Origin of the sequence: Micromonospora sp. U56 (assembly GCF_018070095.1) — a bacterium.
In the GTDB taxonomy this organism is placed as follows: domain Bacteria; phylum Actinomycetota; class Actinomycetes; order Mycobacteriales; family Micromonosporaceae; genus Micromonospora; species Micromonospora purpureochromogenes.
In genome coordinates, this window is record NZ_JAGPYL010000283.1 from 1 (window position 1) to 762 (window position 762).

The following is a 762-nucleotide window of genomic DNA, read 5'->3' on the forward strand; positions in this document are numbered from 1 at the left end:
GCGCCACGAACGTCATGCCGCTGGTGGTCGCCGACGTCGCGGGCAGCGGGCTGCTCCCAATCTGCTCCCAATTTAAGGGGCACACGGCAAGAAGCCCGTTACCGGGTATTCCGGCGACGGGCTTCTGATCTGCAAATATCTACGGTGGGCGATACTGGGATCGAACCAGTGACCTCTTCGGTGCCGACGAAGAGGTCACCGAGCAGCAGCGCCCCGAGGGCGGCGGATGCTGTGGGTGATAAATGCTGGACAGGCCGTTCGCGGCAGATGCCGTGGTCCGGCGGGGTGGGCAGGCCGGCCGGTCCGTGGCATGTGAGGATGCGGCGCATGCGTGCCGTGGTCTTCGACGAGTTCGGTGCCCGACCCGAGGTCCGCGACGTCCGGGACCCGGTGCCCCCGTCGGGAGGCGCGGTCATCCGCGTCGAGGCGACCGGGTTGTGCCGCAGCGACTGGCACGGTTGGCAGGGACACGATCCCGACATCCGCCTGCCACACGTCCCCGGCCACGAGTACGCCGGCGTCGTCACGGCGGTCGGCGCCGGCGTACGCGGCTGGCAGCCCGGCGATCGGGTCACCGCGCCCTTCGTCTGCGCCTGTGGGCAGTGCCCCGCCTGCCTCGCCGGGGACCAGCAGGTCCCTGGGTGTCAGGGTTGGGTGAGTCCAGTGGTTCAGAGCAAGTAGCCCTCCCGGGGCGAGGATGGATCTTCCTTCGATGACGATTCCCAGCACAGATATGTCCGTCAGGCACGATGGGGTCATGGC

General features: G+C 68.5%; 1 protein-coding gene. It reads left to right on the plus strand.

Going from position 1 to position 762, the window contains the following annotated elements:
• Positions 1 to 327 precede the first annotated feature (327 nt).
• Positions 328 to 681, plus strand: a complete 354-nt coding sequence (locus KBX37_RS33995; RefSeq protein ID WP_247659523.1) for an alcohol dehydrogenase catalytic domain-containing protein — start codon at positions 328 to 330, stop codon at positions 679 to 681.
• The last annotated feature ends 81 nt before the right edge of the window (positions 682 to 762 follow it).

What these genes read in the sequence shown, in the direction of transcription:
- KBX37_RS33995 (WP_247659523.1), top strand. Translation starts at nt 328, where the DNA reads ATGCGTGCCGTGGTCTTCGACGAGTTCGGTGCCCGACCCGAGGTCCGC.